Origin of the sequence: Mycobacterium sp. 1165196.3, assembly GCF_001673415.1 — a bacterium.
Classification (GTDB): Bacteria; Actinomycetota; Actinomycetes; order Mycobacteriales; family Mycobacteriaceae; genus Mycobacterium; species Mycobacterium europaeum_A.
This window is the reverse complement of the sequence record NZ_LZLU01000105.1, coordinates 62,633-80,518: the sequence shown is the minus strand read 5'-3', so window position 1 is coordinate 80,518 and position 17,886 is coordinate 62,633. Positions and strand designations below refer to the sequence as shown.

General features: G+C 66.0%; 20 protein-coding genes. 9 read left to right on the top strand and 11 right to left on the bottom strand.

What is annotated here, in order from left to right; genetic code table 11:
- Both A5659_RS11340 and A5659_RS11335 read left to right on the top strand, forming a co-directional pair.
- Positions 1 to 636: CoA transferase (locus A5659_RS11340; RefSeq protein ID WP_197497978.1), on the top strand; the 636-nt coding region annotated here is incomplete at its 5' end.
- Between the two features lie 6 nt (positions 637 to 642).
- Positions 643 to 1,458, top strand: coding sequence for an SDR family NAD(P)-dependent oxidoreductase (locus A5659_RS11335; RefSeq protein ID WP_067181064.1), 816 nt, complete (start codon positions 643 to 645; stop codon positions 1,456 to 1,458).
- A 216-nt stretch (positions 1,459 to 1,674) separates the two neighbouring features.
- On the opposite strand, the gene A5659_RS11330 is transcribed toward A5659_RS11335, so the two are convergent.
- Entirely contained in the window at positions 1,675 to 2,505 is an 831-nt protein-coding gene (locus tag A5659_RS11330) for an SDR family NAD(P)-dependent oxidoreductase (protein WP_067181062.1), read from the bottom strand.
- 85 nt (positions 2,506 to 2,590) lie between these two features.
- On the opposite strand from A5659_RS11330, the gene A5659_RS11325 reads away from it, so the two are divergent.
- Together A5659_RS11325 and A5659_RS11320 are read left to right on the top strand one after the other, a co-directional pair.
- The gene (locus A5659_RS11325; RefSeq protein ID WP_067181060.1) at positions 2,591 to 3,082 is read left to right on the top strand and encodes a MarR family winged helix-turn-helix transcriptional regulator; all 492 of its coding nucleotides are present in this window, start codon (positions 2,591 to 2,593) and stop codon (positions 3,080 to 3,082) included.
- Between the two features lie 20 nt (positions 3,083 to 3,102).
- The gene (locus tag A5659_RS11320; protein ID WP_066865754.1) at positions 3,103 to 3,519 is read left to right on the top strand and encodes a DUF5313 domain-containing protein; all 417 of its coding nucleotides are present in this window, start codon (positions 3,103 to 3,105) and stop codon (positions 3,517 to 3,519) included.
- A 3-nt stretch (positions 3,520 to 3,522) separates the two neighbouring features.
- Here the strand turns inward: A5659_RS11320 and A5659_RS11315 are convergent, their stop codons facing one another.
- Both A5659_RS11315 and A5659_RS11310 read right to left on the bottom strand, forming a co-directional pair.
- On the bottom strand, positions 3,523 to 4,371 hold the full coding sequence (locus tag A5659_RS11315) for a mycofactocin-coupled SDR family oxidoreductase (RefSeq protein ID WP_066865757.1): 849 nt from the start codon (positions 4,369 to 4,371) through the stop codon (positions 3,523 to 3,525).
- A gap of 231 nt (positions 4,372 to 4,602) precedes the next feature.
- A complete protein-coding gene (locus A5659_RS11310) occupies positions 4,603 to 5,253 on the bottom strand; it encodes a TetR/AcrR family transcriptional regulator (RefSeq protein WP_066865760.1) in 651 nt (216 codons plus the stop codon).
- A gap of 242 nt (positions 5,254 to 5,495) precedes the next feature.
- Between A5659_RS11310 and A5659_RS11305 the strand changes: the two genes are divergently transcribed.
- A complete protein-coding gene (locus A5659_RS11305) occupies positions 5,496 to 6,683 on the top strand; it encodes an acyl-CoA dehydrogenase family protein (protein ID WP_067181079.1) in 1,188 nt (395 codons plus the stop codon).
- A gap of 8 nt (positions 6,684 to 6,691) precedes the next feature.
- Here A5659_RS11305 and A5659_RS11300 read toward each other — a convergent pair whose 3' ends face one another.
- From A5659_RS11300 to A5659_RS11265, 8 genes are all read right to left on the bottom strand, one after another.
- The gene (locus A5659_RS11300) at positions 6,692 to 6,961 is read right to left on the bottom strand and encodes a DUF4190 domain-containing protein (protein WP_067181057.1); all 270 of its coding nucleotides are present in this window, start codon (positions 6,959 to 6,961) and stop codon (positions 6,692 to 6,694) included.
- A 120-nt stretch (positions 6,962 to 7,081) separates the two neighbouring features.
- Positions 7,082 to 7,840 (bottom strand): acyl-CoA dehydrogenase family protein, encoded by a 759-nt coding sequence (locus A5659_RS11295; RefSeq protein WP_197497980.1) that lies wholly within the window; start codon positions 7,838 to 7,840, stop codon positions 7,082 to 7,084.
- Positions 7,841 to 7,914: 74 nt separating this feature from the next.
- Positions 7,915 to 9,012 (bottom strand): acyl-CoA dehydrogenase family protein, encoded by a 1,098-nt coding sequence (locus A5659_RS11290; protein ID WP_066865776.1) that lies wholly within the window; start codon positions 9,010 to 9,012, stop codon positions 7,915 to 7,917.
- 17 nt (positions 9,013 to 9,029) lie between these two features.
- A complete protein-coding gene (locus tag A5659_RS11285; RefSeq protein WP_066865779.1) occupies positions 9,030 to 9,500 on the bottom strand; it encodes a nuclear transport factor 2 family protein in 471 nt (156 codons plus the stop codon).
- On the bottom strand, positions 9,478 to 10,698 hold the full coding sequence (locus tag A5659_RS11280; RefSeq protein WP_067181050.1) for an amidohydrolase family protein: 1,221 nt from the start codon (positions 10,696 to 10,698) through the stop codon (positions 9,478 to 9,480). Before A5659_RS11280 ends, A5659_RS11285 begins: the two co-directional genes overlap by 23 nt.
- 3 nt (positions 10,699 to 10,701) lie before the next feature.
- Positions 10,702 to 11,025, bottom strand: coding sequence for a hypothetical protein (locus A5659_RS11275; protein WP_066865785.1), 324 nt, complete (start codon positions 11,023 to 11,025; stop codon positions 10,702 to 10,704).
- Positions 11,009 to 12,286, bottom strand: a complete 1,278-nt coding sequence (locus tag A5659_RS11270) for an aromatic ring-hydroxylating dioxygenase subunit alpha (RefSeq protein WP_066865788.1) — start codon at positions 12,284 to 12,286, stop codon at positions 11,009 to 11,011. Before A5659_RS11270 ends, A5659_RS11275 begins: the two co-directional genes overlap by 17 nt.
- 14 nt (positions 12,287 to 12,300) lie before the next feature.
- Positions 12,301 to 12,834 (bottom strand): carboxymuconolactone decarboxylase family protein, encoded by a 534-nt coding sequence (locus A5659_RS11265; RefSeq protein WP_066865790.1) that lies wholly within the window; start codon positions 12,832 to 12,834, stop codon positions 12,301 to 12,303.
- A gap of 399 nt (positions 12,835 to 13,233) precedes the next feature.
- On the opposite strand from A5659_RS11265, the gene A5659_RS11260 reads away from it, so the two are divergent.
- The 4 genes from A5659_RS11260 (at position 13,234) to A5659_RS11245 (ending at position 17,792) form a co-directional block, all read left to right on the top strand.
- Positions 13,234 to 14,532, top strand: coding sequence for an amidohydrolase family protein (locus A5659_RS11260; protein ID WP_066865793.1), 1,299 nt, complete (start codon positions 13,234 to 13,236; stop codon positions 14,530 to 14,532).
- Between the two features lie 104 nt (positions 14,533 to 14,636).
- Positions 14,637 to 15,803 (top strand): acyl-CoA dehydrogenase family protein, encoded by a 1,167-nt coding sequence (locus A5659_RS11255; protein WP_066865795.1) that lies wholly within the window; start codon positions 14,637 to 14,639, stop codon positions 15,801 to 15,803.
- Positions 15,800 to 16,633 carry an enoyl-CoA hydratase/isomerase family protein gene (locus A5659_RS11250; RefSeq protein WP_067181047.1) on the top strand — a complete coding sequence of 278 codons (834 nt, stop codon included), beginning with the start codon at positions 15,800 to 15,802 and terminating at the stop codon, positions 16,631 to 16,633. Before A5659_RS11255 ends, A5659_RS11250 begins: the two co-directional genes overlap by 4 nt.
- A 4-nt stretch (positions 16,634 to 16,637) precedes the next feature.
- Complete coding sequence (locus A5659_RS11245; RefSeq protein WP_067181044.1) at positions 16,638 to 17,792, top strand: thiolase family protein; 1,155 nt, start codon at positions 16,638 to 16,640, stop codon at positions 17,790 to 17,792.
- Positions 17,793 to 17,886 lie beyond the last annotated feature (94 nt).

The window sequence follows — 17,886 nt, the reverse complement described above, 5'->3', positions numbered from 1 at the left end:
GCGCTCAGATACAGGTTCTGCGGCGCGGCGGTCGGTCCCCGGTTGCCCGCGCGCGCCAGCAGCGCCCCGTACGCCGAGTACTCGATGACCTGCTCGGCGGCGATGCTGAGCGCCGACATCGACGAATTCGGCCGCCTCGACAGCTGGGTCGCCGTCGCCGTGGCCACCGACGAGCAGTGGGCCAGTCTGGCCCGGGCGATCGGGTCACCTTCTTGGGCAACCGATTCCGCGCTTTCGACCCAGGCGGGCCGGCGCCTGCACCACGACCGAATCGACGGCCAGCTCGCCGCCTGGTGCGAGCGCCGCAGCCGCGACGAAATCGTCGCAACCCTGTGGGACGCGGGCGTGCCGGTGGCCAAGGTCATGCAACCGCACCGGCAACCCGAGCTGGCACAGTTGGCCTTTCGGGATTTCTTCGAAGTTGTCGACCATCCCGTCAACGGCCCGGCTAGGCTCAGCACCGTGCCGATGAGGTTCTCGACCGGTCCCCACAAGTTCCACACCGCGCATGCGCCGTTGCTGGGGCAACACAATCACGAACTGCTGTCCCGATTGGGCCTGTCCGATTCGCAGATCGCCGAGCTGGAAGCCGACGGTGTGATCGGCAGTGCACCGGCGATGCACGCGCGGAGCTGATCGACGATGACGATCGACCCCTCGAACATCCTGCTCACCGACCGCGTCGCCGTGGTGACCGGTGGGGGAGCGGGCATCGGTCGCGGGATCGCCGCCGGCATGGCCGCATTCGGTGCGCGGGTGGCGATCTGGGAGCGTGACCCGCAGACCTGTGCGCAAGCGTCCGAAGCCATCGGGGCCCTGGGAATCGTCACCGACGTCCGAGACGGCAACCAGGTCGACGCCGCCCTGGAACGCACCAGCGCCGAGCTGGGCACGCCGACGATCCTGGTGAACAATGCCGGCGGGGTGTTCTCCTCGCCCCTGCTGGACACCAGCGAAAACGGCTGGGACGCACTGTATAAGGCGAACCTGCGCCACGTGCTGCTCTGCACCCAGCGAGTTGCCCGGCAGCTGGTTGCCGAGGGCGTTGGCGGCAGCGTCATCTCGGTGACGTCGATCGAAGGCGTCCGAGCCGCACCGGGCTATGCCGCCTACGCCGCGGCCAAAGCGGGGGTCATCAACTACACCAAGACCGCGGCCCTGGAGTTGGCGCCGCACGGCATCCGGGTCAACGCGATAGCGCCCGACATCACGCTCACCGAGGGCCTGGCGGCGCTCAACAGCGACGGTGCGGCGGCGGCCATGGCGGACATCGTGCCGCTGGGCCGCCCTGGTCATGTCGACGAAATCGCCGGCACCGCAGTGTTTCTGGCTTCCGACATGTCGGTCTATCTCACCGGGCAGACGCTGCACGTCGACGGCGGCACCCACGCTGCCAGCGGCTGGTACCACGACCCCCAGACCGGTGACTACCGATTGGGGCCGCCACCATCGAGCTAGTGGCGGTCGCAAGTGCAGCGAAGCCGGGCGCGGCGGGCCGTCACCATCGAGCTAGTGGCGGTCGCAAGTGCGGCGAAGCCGGGTGCGGCGGGCCGTCACCATCGAGCTAGTGGCGGTCGCAAGTGCGGCGAAGCCGGGTGCGGCGGGCCGCCACCATCGAGCTAGTGGCGGTCGCAAGTGCGGCGAAGCCGGGTGCGGCGGGCCGCCACCATCGAGCTAGTGCGTCCAGCCCTCGGCGGCCTGTTCGTCGAAGGTCCGGTCGATGCGCTCGAACCGGCGGCGGATCGAATCCCGGGCGGCCCCGTGCGGCAGCACGTAGAGGCGGTTGGCCAGGATCGCATTGGCCGTCAACCGCGCGACGTCGTCCGCGCTGACCGCCTCGTCCTGCGTCGGCAGTGTCCCGAACGCCCCCTCGGGTGATGCAGACAGCCCATAGTCCGCGCCGCGAATCCGTTCGGAGTTGGAGACCAGCTTGGTCTCCACCACCATCGGGCACAGCACCGACACCCCGATGCCGTTGGGCTTGAGCTCGCGGGCGAGCGTTTCGGCGAGTCCGACGACGCCGTACTTGGCAACGCCGTAGGTCCCCAGGCCGTTGTTGGGCACCAGCCCGGCGAAGGACGCGGTGAAAGCGATGTGCCCACCCTTGCCTTGATCGAGCAGCCTCGGCACGAACGCCTCGACGGCATGGATCGAACCCCACAGGTCGATGTCGATCACCCAGCGCCAGTCGTCGTGGCTCGTCTGGGCCATCGGCCCCGCGACGACGATGCCGGCGTTGCTGAACAGGACATCGACCTGGCCGAGCAACCGGAAGGACTCCTCCGCGAGGTGCACCATCTCCTCGAGATGCCGGACGTCGCAGACCACGCCGTTTGCGTCGAACCCCTCGCCGCGCAGCCGGTTCACCGCCTGTTCCAGCGCGGGCTGATCGACATCGGACAGCACCACGCGGGCGCCCCGCCGGGCGAATTCGGTGGCGGTGGCCAACCCGATGCCGCTCGCACCGCCGGTGATTACCGCCCCGCGTCCCTCGAAATCGTCCATAGATTCCGAGCGTATTACCCGCGCGGTGGGCGGTGTGAGAGGCGTCATGTAGATAGCCCGCTAACTATTAGGGCACCATATAATTATGGCCGCTGCGACCACTCGCGAAATCGATCCGCTCGCCCTGGAACACCAGGTGTGCTTCGCGCTCGCGACGACCAACCGGGCGGTGTTGGCGGTGTATCGGCCCCTGCTGGAGCCCCTCGGGCTGACCCACCCGCAATATCTGGTGATGCTGGCGCTGTGGGATCACCGCAAGACGCCCGAGGCCGACCGGTTTCCGTTGTCGGTCAAGCAGATCGCCGCGGCGTTGCAGATGGATTCCGCGACGCTGTCGCCGATGCTCAAGCGCTTGGAGGGGCAGGGGCTGATCACTCGTGCCAAGAATCCGGCCGACGAACGCACCACCGATGTGACGCTCACACAGCGCGGAATCGCGTTGCGGGAGAAGGCACTCGAGATCCCGCCCGCCGTGGTGGCGCGCCTGGGCGTGGAACTTGCCGAGCTCGAGAACCTGCACCAGGTCCTTACCCGAATCAACGCCGCCGCCGTGGCAGCCGGCGCACTGCAATCCTGACATCACCCCGAGGAGCCATCATGACCGCCGCGAAACCCAATCTCTGGCAGCGCATCGGCTATGCCTACGGGCGGCGACTGCCCGACTCGATGCGTGACTGGGTGGCGCGCGATCTGGCCGGGGAGGGAGCCATCCGCCGGCACATGATCAGGTGGGCCATACCGCCCCTGTTGGTCCTTGCCCCGTTTTGGTTACTGCCCGCCTCGCTCTACGTGCACACGGAGATGACGGCGCCGCTCTACATCTGGGCGTTGCTGATAACCCTTGCCCTGAACAAGGTCTGGCGCCGCCACCGGTTGGCCGTTCATGGACTGGATCCGAACCTGGTCGACGTGATCAACCGACAAAAACAGGCGCGGATGCACGAGGACTACATCCGCCGCTACGGGCCGCGACCCGAATCGGCCGAATGGCAGTCCAACAGCAGCCCCTTCTAGCGGCTACTTGAGGCAGCTACCCGCATCGATGGGCAGGGTCACGCCGGTGATGTAGCGGGCCTCGTCCGAGGCGAAGAACAGCACCGCGTTGCTGATGTCGATCGGCTCGACCCAGGGGATCGGCAGCGTGTGGAACAGTTGACAGATCGGCGCCATGTCGTCGGGACCCGGGTTTTCCAGGTCGGGACGGAACATCTTGAAGGTGCCGTCGTTGTGCAGCATGGGCGTCTTGACATGGGTCGGGTGCACGGAGTTGACGCGAATCATGTGCTGTCCCAGCTCAACTCCGAAGGCGCGCATCAGCCCGACGACGCCGTGCTTGGCCGCGACATAGTGGCCGGTGTGGGGATAGGCCTTGAGCCCGCCGACCGAGCTGGTCAGGATGATCGAACCGCCGTTGCCGCCCGCGATCAGATGCGGCACACCGGCTTTCACGGTTTTCCACACGCCGGCCAGGTTGATGTCGATCATCTCGGTCCAGTCTTCTTCGCTGGTCTTGTCCAACGTTTCGCCGCCGTTGCCGATTCCGGCGTTGGCCACGATGATGTCGAGCCGGCCGAGTTGCTCGACGCCGGTGTCCACCGCCGCCTTGAGTGCGGCATAGTCGCGCACGTCGACTTCGGCCGTGAAGATCCTGCGGTTGTGTCCCTTGACCAGGTCGGCGGTCTCGGCGAGGTCTTCGGGTGTCGATGCCGGGATCGCGGTGTCCAGCACGCCTTCGCGGATGGGCTTGCAGATGTCGATGGCGATGATGTCGGCGCCCTCCTGGGCCAACCGCACCGCGTGGCTGCGGCCCTGACCCCGCGCCGCTCCGGTGACGAAAGCGACTTTGCCCTCAACACGTCCGGTCATGGCTACCTCAACTCCTGACTTGATCGATCGGCACGCCTGCGCCGGAGAACGATGCGTTCGGGACCGCGAGTCTTGCCGCCCTTGAACTCTGTCATTCGGCCGTCGCGGGTGTCAATGACGAATCCGTTTCGGCTATTTGTGGTTCTAGATATTAGAGAATCTCATTCTCACCGGCAAACGGCGTGCGCTATTTGCTCATGGCGAGATGCGGGAACGCGGGGCGTTCGGGTGCTACGCGACGAATCCGCGTGAGCAGAAATCCCATACCTCTTCGGCGGTGATGGGATGCGTCGTCGCGTCGTCGGGCCCACCGCTGGATTGTGCGATGAACATCACCGTCTGCATGGTCATGGCGGCCACCCGCTTGGGGTTGATGGTGGTGCGCAGCTTGCCGGCATCATGCGCCGCGTCCATCAGTTCAGTCAGCAACGCGAGCAGCGGTGCATGGGCGATCTTGACCTCGGCCGGGTGGGTGACAAGCAGTCGAGGAGCAAAGTCCGTGAACAGCGGGCGCTTGGCCGTCGGGTCCGGGCGGGACGCTTCGTACAGGAGCTGCACGGCGACCTGCAGCCGCTCCAGCGGATCGGCCTGGTTCTCGGTGGCCGCGCGGATCTGGTCGGCCGACCGGCTCAGTGCGTCCTCGAACAGCGCCAGCAGCAACTCGTGTTTGCCGTCGAACTGCAGGTAGAAGCTGCGCAACGACTGGCGGGAGCGGTCCACGACCTCCTGCACGGTAAAGTCCGTGCTGCCCTTTTCGATGATGATGGCCTGGGCGGCGTCGAGGAAGCGCTGAACGCGCTGCGCCGCACGCAATTTCGCCGTCTTGATCGACCGCTCGACCGCACGCTGCTTCCAGGCCGGCTCTTCGCTTGGATTGGTCACGGCCGACTCAGGTGATTGCCGCGCGGGGAGAACATGGTTGGACTCTACCGGAGAACGCCGTGACATCGCTGCGCTCGACCCCCTCACGGATCACGTGTCGGAGATTGTAACTTTCTTACCACGAGAATACTATTCTCTTAGACGTGTGTATGGAAGCGTAATCGCAAGAGTGAACCGCGTCGTCGGCGGAAACCTTGATCTACCGACGTGTGGGAATGCTCAGGAGCAACCCGGGAAGTGCCGTGCAGCTGACGTTTGACGCCGACGTGGAGGCGTTCCGAGCCGAGTTCGTGGCTTTCCTCGACGCACACCTGCCTTCCGAGGCCGAGGCGTTGGTGCGGCCGCAGTCGAGCTCTGACATTCCGGAGTGGGCCCGCCGGTGGCAACGCCTGCTGTTCGACAACGGCTGGCTACAACCCGGCAACCCGCCGGAGTTCGGCGGACGCAACGCGACGCTGCTGCAGCAGTACGTGTACTCCGAAGAGTTGTCGCGCCGGCGGATCTATCAAAGTTTCAATCCCCAGGGCGTCGGGATCATCGCGGCGTCGTTGTTGTCGTTCGGCACGCCCGAACAGAAGCAACGGTGGGCGGTGCCGATCCTGCGCGCGGAGATCACCGCGTCGCTGGGAATGAGCGAGCCCGGCGCGGGATCGGATCTCGCTTCGCTGAAGACCCGCGCGGTGCGCCACTCCGATTCGCAAGGCGACTGCTTCATCGTCAACGGGCAGAAGGTGTGGACATCGGGCGCCCATCACGCCGATGTGTTGCTGACATTCGTGCGCACCGATCCGGACGCGCCAAAGCACAAGGGGATCAGCGCTTTACTGATCCCCACCGACACCCCCGGTGTGGTTCGGCGCCCGTTCGCCTCGATGGGTGACATCGAAGACGTCGACTTCAACGAGGTCTTCTTCACCGATGCCCGGGTGCCGGCCGAGAACCTGGTGGGGGAGCTCAACGGCGGCTGGCGCGTCGCGACCGGTTCGCTCGGCCACGAACGCGCGATGCTGTGGCTGGACTACGCGGACATGCTGCACGCGATGACCGTCGAGTCGAGCCCCTCGGGGCCGGTGCAGCGGGACAGCTACGCGACGCTGGTGATGGATTTCTACGCGATGCGGCTACTGGGGTCGGCGACGCTCGCCAAAGCCGCGCGTGGCGAAGAGGATGTGCCCGCCCAGTCGGTGCTCAAGTTGCTCGGCTCGGAGGCGATGCAACGCGCCTGCGAGGACGCGCTGGCCGCCAAGGACGGCGAGGGACTGGCCTTGCGCGGAGTCACCGCCCCGTTCGCCCCGCTCAACCTGGACAGCCACTACGGCAGCTGGTTCGACCGGTACGCGCGCACCTTCGCCGCGACCATCGCCGGTGGTACGTCGGAGATTCAGCGCAACATCATCGCCGAACGCGTGCTCGGGTTACCGCGCAATTGATCTGCGCGTCAATGGTTTCGGGCGTCCAGGTGGGCGTAGTAGCCGATGGCGACAAGACCCGCAACTATCGCAACCGTCCCTAGAACCATCCCGGCCAGAGCGGTTCGGCGCTTGTTCGCCTGGCCGCGGACCACCCTTCGCCGGGCGATGTCGCCGGTCACCACGGCCGCGATGCCGAAGGGCACCCCGAGCAGCAGCCAGCAGGTGATGAGACCGACCAGGCCCAGGAGCACCGAGGCGACCCCGAACTGGTTTTGTGGTCCTTGCGGCTGACTCATTGCGTCCCACCTCCCAGGGCTCATGGTGGGGCCGACGTCCGCGCCGACGCCGAGCCACCGGGTGGCCCCCGCGAAGCATCTCATGCTCCGCGCACGGTGCCTGGGTGTGGGCGCGCCGCGTTACAGCTGCGCGAGCCGGGGCGCCGAGCCGGCAGCCACGACCGCCTTTCCGGCCTGACGGGTGAGTTCTTTCGAACTACCCAGCAGTCCGTCGAGGATCAACGACCGCTTGATGTGGTGGTGCAGCGGGTGTTCGGCGGTGAAGCCGATGCCGCCGAGCACCTGCTGACAGTGACGCGCGGTGATCAGCGCCGCCTGGCCGGCCGCGGCCTTGGCCAGCAGCGAAGCAAGCCCCTGCGGGTCGTCGCAATCCGTGGCGGCCTGCAGTGTCGCCTCGGCACCCTCGATCGCGACCAGCGCCTCGGCCAGTCGATGCCGGATCGCCTGGAACGAACTGATGTGCCGACCGAACTGGACCCGGTCGACGGCGTGCTGACGAGCCAGTGACAGCATGGCGCGGCTGGTGCCGACCAGCCACCACCCGAGAGCCCGCCAACCCGCGTACCGCGCGGCGGGCGGCAACGAATCATCGTGAGGCGCACGGTGTATCGGCAACAGCTCGTCGATCGCCGAGTCGGCATGGTCACGGCGCTCCCACAGCACCCAGGAGCCACCGGCGAACGGCAGCGGCAGGGTTCCCCCGGGCGCGTCGCCCGCCGCGCGCAGCACCACGTCGTTGAGCACGGGTGCGTGGGAACCGGTCTCACCGAGCAGCTTGAACACCAGAGGTATTGCGATGTCGGGCATTTCGTCGAGCATGTCGCGCCAGCCGAGCTCGGTCAGCGCCGCGTCGAGCTTGGCTCCCGAGGCGGCCGTCATCGTCGTCCGCAACGACTCCGCGAGCAGGCGAAGCGATTCGGGATCGGACTCGATGTCCGTCGGAGGGGTCACGGTCACTCCTTCCCGAGGTCGAGTAGCCGGCGGGCGATGATATTGCGCTGGATCTCGGCGGTGCCGCCGTAGATCGTCGCGGCGCGCGAATACAGATATTCCGAACGCCACGGCGTGTCTTCGAGCTCCAGCGTTCCCGGCAACACGTCGCGGACGGTGTCGTAGAGTCGCTGCTCCGCGGAGGCCAGCAGCACCTTGTCGATGGAGGTGTCCGGCCCCAGCCGGGCCCCGTCGCGCATGCGATGCTGGGTGGCACGCGATCGGCAGCGCAACGTATGAAGAGCCAAATAGGCCCCGCCGAGCGCGGATTCGTCGGGGTCCCCGTTTTCTGACGCCGCGGTGATCAAGTCGTCGAAACGTGAATAGAGGTAGGCGATTCGCTGCCAGAAGCAGGCGGAGCGTTCGTAGGGCAGCAGGTCCATGGCCAGTCGCCAGCCGTCCCCGGGCTTGCCCAGCATCCGGCTGGCCGGAATCACCACGTCGTCGTAGTACACCTCGCAGAATTCGTCGACGCCGTGCATCGTGCGCAGCGGGCGGACGGTGATGCCGGGGGTGTCGAGGTCGACGAAGAACGCGGTGATCCCGTCGTGGCCGGGCGCGGTGCGGGTGAGCAGGACGCACCGGGTGGAGAACTGCGCGAAGCTGGTCCAGACCTTTTGTCCGTTGACGATCCAGTTATCGCCTTGCTGCGTCGCGCGGGTGGTCAGCGACGCCAGGTCACTGCCCGACCCCGGCTCGGAAAAGCCTTGGCACCATTGCTCTTCCCCGCTGAGTAGCCGCGGCACCATTTCCTTGGCGAGCTCCACGGGCGCGTAATCGATCATCGTGGGGGCGAGGACCTCGAGCATCGAATAGGGGCCGGGTTCGGCCAGGCGCCGACCAACCACCTCTTCGCCGACGATCGCGCGCAGCACTGCCGGGCCGCCCAGCCCACCGACCTCGACCGGCCAGCCGAACCGCATCCAATCGGCGTCGTAGAGCGCGCGGCTGACCCGGGCGAACTGCCGCATGTGCCCCTGCAGCGAGTGGTCGGGCTCGGGGGTCAGATCGTTGTCGTCGAGCCACGCGCGCAGGTCGGTCCGGAACTGCTCGACATTCACTTCGATTGGTCGGCTCCTTAAGTCGCTGCCTGGGCCGCGGAGTCACCGGCGGGACGGCCGATGGCGTGCGGGCGCCCGGAGTCGTGCACCCCGCTGCGGCGGATGAAGGTCATGGCGCGGGTCTTCAGTCGCCACCCGTCAGCTGTCCGCAGATAGGTGTCGCGGTAGTAACCGATCCGCATGTCGTGAGTGGCATGGTCGATGAAGCACAGCGGTTGGGTGCCGGTGGCCGCATCCCCATTAAGGTCGACCACCGCGGTTCCGGTGAGGAACAAGCCCTTTGGGGCCGCGGCCACCAATTCCGGAAATCGGCTCAGGCTGTAGGTCTCGCCGAAGGCGCTGTAGGTGCCGTCGGGAGTGAAGACGGCGACCAGACCTTCGATGTCCTCCTGGGTGATGGTGACCGCGTAGCGGCCGAGCAGCTGCTGGATCTCGACCAGGTCATCAGTTCGGGTTGGGCCGCTTTTAGGCTGATCGGGCGTCGACATAGACCTTGCCGCCTTTCATGACGAAGCTGACGCGCTGGGTAACCGTGATGTCTTCCAACGGGTTTCCCGGTACCGCGATGATATCCGCGAGCTGGCCCGCCGCGAGGCGCCCCCGGTCGGTCGAGTTGATCAGCTCGGCCGCGGTGATGGTGGCGGCCCGCAACACCGCCAGCGGCGGCATGCCCCATTCCACCAGCGTGACAAGCTCGTCGGCATTCTTGCCGTGCGGGATTGCCGGGGCGTCGGTGCCGACCGCGATTTTCACCCCGGCCTCGTAGGCGGCCTTGATCGAGGTCTCGGCCTTGGGGAACATCTCGGCCGCCTTGTCCTGCAGGGCTTTCGGGGCGCGTGACACGTCCATCGCCTGGGCGAGCCTGCGGGTGGTCACTAGGAACCTGTCGTTGTCGACCAGCATCTTGATGGCCTCGTCGTCCATCAGGAACCCGTGCTCGATGCAGTCGATACCGCACGCGACCGCGTGCTTGACGGCTTCCGCGCCGTGCGTGTGGGCGGCGACACGCAGTCCACGGCGGTGCGCCTCGTCGACGATCGCGCGCAGTTCCTCGTCCGAGTAGTGTTGCGCCCCAGCCTCACCGGTCAACGACATGACACCGCCGGAAACGCACACCTTGATCAATTCGGCGCCGTGCTTGATCTGGTAGCGCACCGCCTTGCGGATCTCGTCGACCCCGTTGGCGATGCCCTCTTCGATCGTGAGCTCGAGCGCGCCCGGCATGAATGCGGCGAACATCGTCGGGTCAAGGTGCCCGCCGGTGGGCGTGATCGCGTGGCCGGCCGGGACGATTCGGGGCCCCTCGATCCAGCCCGCGTCGATGGCCTTGGCCAGGGCGACGTCGAGCAGGTAGCCGCCGGTCTTGACGAACAATCCCAGGTTGCGCACGGTGGTGAAACCGGCGCGCAGCGTGCGCCGGGCGTTGCCGACAGCGCGCAGCACCCGCGTCGGCGGGTCGTCTTGCACCTGGGACAGCCCGGGCGTCTCCCCGCGCCCGCCCATCAGGAGGTTGACCTCCATGTCCATCAGGCCCGGCAACAGAACTTGGTCGCCCAGCTCGATGATTTCGCCTTCGGGGTCGCCCCCCAGGCCGACGATCCGGTCGTCCTGGATCTTCAGGATGCCGGGCCGGATGATCTCGCCGCCGTCAACGTCGAGCAGCCCTGCGGCCTTGAGCGTCAGCACCTGCTAGATCACCGGTTCCCGGATCACTTCAACCCACGCCGCGCCGCTGTCCGGCACGCGCGGCTGCTTCCACGCCTCGATGGGGAAGGACACCATGACGAGCGACTGCATCATGTGCATCAACGTCTTTGCGTCCTCCGGCAGGTCGTCCAAGGGGAACTTGTCGCAGTAGGCGATGACGTCGTTCAGCATCGGGAAAGCGACGTCGTAGAACTCCTGCATCTGGGCCATCGTCGAGGCCAACCGCTTGGCGTAGCGCTCGGGCTCGGTGGCCAGGTCCCACTCCAAAAAGGGCTCGAGGGCGGCGAATTCAGACGGTAGCGCCATTGCGCTGGTACTCCTTGACGTAGTTGGCGGTCGTGTGGTGCAGGTGTCGGATCAAGACTTCCTGGTCGCAGAGCAGGAACTCCTTGACGGCCCGGGTGCCGATCATGGTCTGGGTCGCTTCCAGGGTGTTGGCGTCCTGCAGCGCGTACTCCTTGAACGTCACGGCGGCCAACTCCTGGGCCAGGCGTTCCCGCGCATTGCGCGGCGGCACGAAATACAGCGACGACTCGAAGATGTGCTTGTCCACCGCGGTCGGCCAGTAGTGGTAGGTCAAATACCAGCCCGGCTCCCAGATCAGCAGCATGAAGTTCGGGTAGAACAGCCACGAGTCGATGCCCCACTGCGGCACCCGCTTCACGTTGACGCCCGGTGGCAGCTCCATGTTCTGGATGATCTCCGGCTTGTCCCACGGACCGAACAACCCGCTGCGCAACACCTGGTCCATCGGCTTGACCATCGACATGTCCGGGGGAGGTGCCTGACCGCCCCAGGTCGACTGCAGGTTGTGCGGGCCGGCCAGCTCATAGTGCAAGGCCTCGTAGCCGAACTTCTGGATCTTGGCGGCTTCTTCCTTGGTGTACTGACCCTGGTGCAGGATCGGCGCGTGGTAGAACTCGACGAACGCGTCGATGAACAGCTTCCAGTTGCTGCCGACCTCCGCCCGGTAGGAGTAGGTCTCGGTCATCTCGCCGAACGGGTAGCCCTCGATGCTCTTGGCCAGCGGTCCGAGGTAGTCGGTGAGCGGCGCCGCGTTGTCGTCGAAGTTGATGAAGATGAAGCCTTCCCACACCTCGCAGCGAACCGGCGCCAGGCCGAAGTTGCTCTTGTCGAGGTCGAAGAACTCTTCTTCCTGTTGAACGAAGGTCAGATCGCCGTCGAGGCTGTAGCGCCAGGCGTGGTACTTGCAGGTGAACTGCCGGCAGGTGCCGGAGGTCTCCTCGTTGGGAAAGTCGTTCCACACCAACTTGTTTCCACGGTGGCGGCAGACATTGTGGTACGCCTTGACGGACCCGTCCTTGGTCTTGGTGATGATCACCGACGTGCCCTTGCCGGCGGAGGGTAGTTCCCTGGTGAAGTAGCTGCCGGTGCGGGGCAGGCGCTCGACGCGGCCGACGTTGAGCCAGGTCTTCCTGAACACGGCGTCACGTTCGGCCTCGAAGAACGCGGGGTCGATCGAGTCGGTGTAGTCGACCGGCGCGGTCCCCAACTCGGGGTAGTTTTCTGTCCAGCTGCCGGCGGCCGGCTTCGGGAAGTGCGGCAACGTTCTTACTCCTCTTATTCGACGTTGTTAGCGGCTGTGGTGGCGTGTTCGGGTTGGATGCCAAAACTGTTGAAGGCCATGGCCAGCAGGGCGTAGCAGCCGACTGTGAAGACGAAGTCCATCCGTTGCTGGTCGTCGAGGCGCTCGCCCAGTGCCGCCCAGGTCTGGTCCGACAGCTCCGACTTCTCATCGAGCTCGTCGACGCCAGTGATCACGACCTGGTCGAACGCGTCGGCGGCCTCGCCGCGCTTCAAGGCCGCGATCTGGTCGTCGGTGATTCCTTCTTCTTTGGCCATTCGCTCGTGGTGTGACCACTCGTAGGCGCACCGCCGGCGATGGGCCACCCGCAGGATGGCCAGTTCGCGGATGCGGGCCGGCAGTGTGGACGACACCAGGAGGTGGACGTTGAACCGCAGAAACGCCTTGGCTAGCGCCGGATGATGGGCCAGCGTGGACAGCGCGTTGTTGCTGTCCGCCTCACGCATCGCCGAGAGGGCCTGCCGGGTCGCCTCGTCCCACTGGTCGGCGGGCAGCGGCTGCAAGCGCATTGGCAGTGTCCTCTCGGTGAAAGAGAATCATATTCTCATTTGCAACTAACAGACTGGCACGAAACGCGCGTCCGGTCAATGCCGGCGTGCCGCTCGAGGACAGGTCCACCCATCGCCCTGGCGCACGTCGCGACCGGGCGGCCGCCCGCGTCGACAGGGCGGCCACCGGCCCCCGTTCCGCCACGCCAACCCGGTCCTACCTCACGGCATGGCTGCGCCGTGGAAGGGCGCTGGGCCTGCACGTTCGGCTGCTGGTCAGAAGGTTGCGGCGGCGCCGAGCAACCGCTGGATGTTGATTCTCGCCTGGCGAGAAGATAGTTTTCAGTTTAGTGATCTTGGCACGGGCAGCGATTCGCCGAGGCTCTAATCGATCCGGTGGATCCGATGAAAGGGACGGCCATGAACAAAGAAGACATGATTCTGATCAGCGTCGACGACCACACCGTCGAGCCGCCGGACATGTTCAAGAACCACCTGCCGAAGAAGTATCAGGACGATGCGCCCCGGCTCGTGCACAACGCCGACGGATCGGACATGTGGAAGTTCCGCGACACCGTCATCCCCAACGTCGCGCTCAACGCGGTGGCCGGGAGGCCCAAGGAGGAGTACGGCATCGAGCCGACGGGGCTCGACGAGATCCGGCCCGGTTGTTACAACGTCGACGAGCGCGTCAAGGACATGAACGCCGGCGGCATCCTGGCGTCGATCTGCTTCCCGTCCTTCCCCGGTTTCGCCGGAAGGCTGTTCGCCACCGACGACAACGACTTCTCGATCGCACTGGTGCAGGCCTACAACGACTGGCACATCGAAGAGTGGTGCGGTGCCTACCCGGCGCGATTCATCCCGATGGCGATCCCGGTGATCTGGGATGCCGAGGCGTGCGCGGCCGAAGTGCGGCGGGTCGCCAAAAAGGGCGTGCACGCCTTGACCTTCACCGAGAACCCGGCCGCGATGGGGTACCCCAGCTTCCACGACGACTACTGGGCCCCGCTGTGGAAGGCGCTGTGCGACACCGGCACCGTGATGAACGTGCACATCGGTTCCTCGGGACGGTTGGCCATCACCGCGCCCGACGCCCCCATGGACGTGATGATCACGCTGCAGCCGATGAACATCGTGCAGGCCGCCGCCGATCTGTTGTGGTCCAAGCCTATAAAGGAATACCCCGACCTCAAGATTGCGCTGTCGGAGGGCGGCACCGGCTGGATCCCCTACTTCCTCGAGCGCGCGGACCGCACCTTCGAGATGCACTCCGCCTGGACGCACCAGGACTTCAAGGGCAAGCTGCCCAGCGAGGTGTTCCGCGACCACTTCCTGACCTGCTTCATCAGCGACAAGGTCGGCGTGGCGCTGCGCAACATGATCGGCATCGACAACATCTGCTGGGAAGCCGACTACCCGCACAGCGACTCGATGTGGCCGGGTGCGCCCGAAGAGCTGTGGGATGTGTTGTCTCTCAACAACGTTCCCGATGACGAGATCAACAGGATGACCCACGAGAACGCCATGCGCTGGTACTCGTTCGACCCATTCACGCACATTTCGCGCGAACAGGCGACCGTCGGTGCGCTGCGCAAGGCCGCCGAGGGGCACGATGTGTCCATCAAGGCCAAGGGTCACGACAAGGACGGTCGGGGCGGCTCGTCGTTCGCGGACTTCGCGGCCAACGCGAAAGCCCTTACCGGCAACAAGGACTGAGCACAGTACTGTCGCCGAGCAGACGCAAAAGCACCTAAATCGTCGGCGTGTCGGGTGCTTTTGTGTCTGTTCGCGCTGAGAAGAGGAGACCACCAGTGGGTGGAATGAACTTTGAGCTGACCGAAGATCAGGAACTGATCCGTCGGTCGGTGGCGGAGCTGGCACGGAAATTCGACGACCAATACTGGATGGAGAAGGACCAGGCGCACGAATTTCCGACCGAGTTCTATAAGGCCATCGCCGAGGGCGGCTGGCTGGGCATGACGATCCCGACCGAGTACGGCGGGCATGGCCTGGGGATCACCGAAGCGACGATCCTGCTCGAGGAGGTCGCCAAGTCCGGCGGCGCCATGAACGCGGCCAGTTCGATTCACCTGTCCATCTTCGGCATGCAGCCGGTCGTGGTGCACGGCTCCGACGAGCTCAAGGCCCGCACGTTGCCCGCCGTCGCGACCGGCGAGGTGCACGTCTGCTTCGGTGTCACCGAACCCGGTGCCGGGCTTGACACTTCGCGGATCACCACGTTCGCCAAGCGGGACGGTGATCGCTACATCGTCAACGGTCGCAAGGTTTGGATCTCCAAAGCGATGGAGTCCGACAAGATCCTGCTGCTCACCCGGACGCAGAGCTACGACGAGGTCACCAAGAAGACCGACGGGATGACCCTGTTCCTCACCGATCTCGATCGCAGCCGCGTCGACATCCGCCCCATCCGCAAGATGGGCCGCAACGCCGTCAGCTCCAATGAACTGTTCATCGACAATCTCGAGGTGCCGGTCGAGGACCGAGTGGGCGAGGAAGGCAAAGGCTTTCAGTACATCCTCGACGGTCTCAACCCGGAGCGGATGCTGATCGCGGCCGAGGCGCTCGGCATCGGCCGGGTGGCGCTGGAGAAGGCGGTGAAATACGGCAACGAGCGCGAGGTGTTCGGCCGACCCATCGGCATGAACCAGGGATTGCAGTTCCCACTCGCCGATTCACTCGCCCGGCTCGACGCCGCCGAGCTCATGCTGCGTAAGGCCACCTGGCTCTACGACAATGGCAAACCCTGTGGGCGCGAAGCCAATACGGCAAAGTATCTGTGCGCCGACGCCGGCTTCACCGCCGCCGACCGGGCGCTGCAAACCCACGGCGGCATGGGTTACGCCGAGGAATACCACATCACCCGTTACTTCCGGGAGGCCCGGTTGATGAAGATCGCGCCGGTCAGCCAGGAGATGATTCTGAACTTCCTGGGAGCCAACGTCCTGAAGTTGCCGAGGAGCTATTGACCACGACCGATGACCCCGTGTTGCTGTCGGAGGACCGCGGCGGGGTGCGCACCCTCACGCTCAACCGCCCGCGTCGCAAGAATGCGATCAACCCGGAACTATGGGTCGCCCTGCGGGACGCGCTGGATGCCGCCGGCCACGATCCCGGCGTGCGCGCACTGGTGATCACCGGCTCCGGCGGCAGTTTCTGTTCCGGCGCGGACATCTCGGCTCCCGAGGACATCCATCCGAAGTACAAGTTGCAGCGGTTGACCGACGTGGCGCTGGCGCTGCACGAGCTGTCGATTCCGACGATCGCCAAGGTGACCGGGGTGGCCGTCGGCGCCGGCTGGAACCTCGCGCTGGGCTGTGATCTGGTGGTGGCCACACCGGAATCGACGTTCTGCCAGATCTTTTCGAAACGGGGCCTGTCGATCGACCTCGGCGGCTCCTGGCTGTTGCCCAAAATCGTTGGGCTGCAACAGGCCAAGCGGCTGGCGTTGCTGGCGGACACGATCGATGCCGAGGAAGCATGCGCCCTCAACCTGGTGACCTGGGTGGTGTCGGCCGCGGAGATCGACGCGTTCGTCGACGATCTCGCCAACCGGTTGGCGGCCGGCCCGCCGATCGCGCTGGCCCACACCAAGGCGCTACTGAATGAGGGCGCCGACCGCACCCTGCGGGACGCGCTGGCCAGCGAGGCCCGCGCCCAGGGCGTCAACTTCGCGACCGCGGACTCGGCGGCGGCCTACGCCGCTTTCGCGCAACGGCGGGAGCCATCGTTTACTGGTCGGTGGGCCCTAGCAAAATCTGGCGTGGAACCACATTCGGGCGACAAGCAATCGGAGTAGGGATATGCGTGAAACAGTCATCGTCGAGGCGGTGCGGACGCCGGTGGGGAAGCGCAACGGCGCCCTGTCCGGCATGCATGCCGCCGACCTGTCCGCGGTCGTCCTGACCGAACTCATCGAGCGCACCGGCATCGGTCCCGAGATCATCGACGACGTGGTCTGGGGTTGCGTGTCCCAGGTGGGCGATCAGTCCAGCAACATCGGCCGCTACGCGGTTCTGGCCGCCGGCTGGCCCGAGACCATCCCCGGCACCACCGTCAACCGAGCCTGTGGGTCCAGCCAGCAGGCGCTGGACTTCGCCGTGCAGGCGGTGATGTCCGGGCAGCAGGATGTCGTCGTGGCCGGCGGGGTCGAGGTCATGAGCCGCGTACCGCTCGGTTCGGCCCGCGCAACCGGTATGCCCTACGGCCCGAAAGTACTTGCCCGCTATGACGATTTCTCCTTCAACCAGGGCCTGTCGGCGGAACTGATCGCCAAGAAATGGGGATTCTCCCGCACCCGCCTCGACGAATTCTCCGTCGAGTCCCACGAGCGCGCGGCCGCGGCCCAGGACAGCGGCGCGTTCACCGAGCAGCTGGTGCCGGTGTTCGTCGAGGGAGCCGACAACAACGTCGTCACCGCCGACGAGGGCGTGCGGCGCGGCAGCACCGTGGAGAAGCTCGGCGCGCTCAAGCCCGCCTTCGCCGAGGACGGGGTGATTCACGCCGGCAATTCGTCGCAGATCTCCGACGGCGCCGCCGCGCTGCTGGTGACCACCGCGGAGCTGGCCGTCGAGCTCGGTTTGACGCCGATGGTGCGCTACCTGGCGGGCGCTGTGACCGGCGCCGATCCGGTGCTGATGCTCACCGGCCCCATCCCCGCGACCGAGAAGGTGCTGGGCAAGGCCGGCGTCGCGCTGGCCGACGTGGGTGTCTTCGAGGTCAACGAGGCCTTCGCGCCGGTTCCGCTGGCATGGCTGGCGGAAACCGGGGCGGACCCGGCCCGGATGAACCCGCTGGGCGGGGCGATCGCGCTGGGGCACCCGCTGGGCGCGTCGGGGGCGGTGTTGATGGCGCGCATGGCCCACCACATGCGCCACAACGGGATTCGCTACGGGCTGCAGACCATGTGCGAAGGCGGCGGCACCGCCAACGCCACGCTGGTCGAGCTGGTGAGCTGACAGCCCCCGAGGCGGGACCCGGCGCGCTGAAAAACCGCACCACGTGACCCTTGTCACAGCGGCCAAACTAACCTACTGTGTGTTCACTAGGTTG